Here is a 381-nt window from a genome sequence, read left to right on the forward strand (position 1 = left end):
CGCGAGCCCGTGGCGCCGGTTGGGCACGCCCCCGAGCCGGGTAGGCCAAGCACACCGGTTCACCCTCCAGCCGGCACAGACGCAGTCCGACGAGAGGGGATCGGCTGATGAAGGCCGTCGTGTGGCACGGACCGGGACAGATCTCGCTGGACGAGGTGTCCGACCCGAAGATTCAGGACCCGGGTGACGCGGTCGTCCGCCTGACCATCAGCGCGATCTGCGGCACCGACCTGCACATGATCCGCGGGACGTTCCCCGGCATGAGCGACGGGCGGGTCCTCGGTCACGAGGGCGTCGGCGTCGTCGAGGAGGTCGGCTCGGACGTCCGGGCCTTCCGGCCCGGCGACCGGGTCGTCGTGCCCTCCACGTTGTGCTGCGGCT

Annotated in this window: 1 protein-coding gene; it reads left to right on the forward strand. The window is 71.4% G+C overall.

The genetic code is table 11. The features are described 5' to 3' along the window. Positions 1-107 precede the first annotated feature (107 nt). A partial coding sequence (locus tag WCD41_RS31050; protein ID WP_337719130.1) for an alcohol dehydrogenase catalytic domain-containing protein occupies positions 108-381 on the forward strand: 274 nt, incomplete at its 3' end.

It is taken from the genome of Actinomycetospora aeridis, from assembly GCF_037400275.1.
Taxonomy (GTDB): domain Bacteria; phylum Actinomycetota; class Actinomycetes; order Mycobacteriales; family Pseudonocardiaceae; genus Actinomycetospora; species Actinomycetospora aeridis.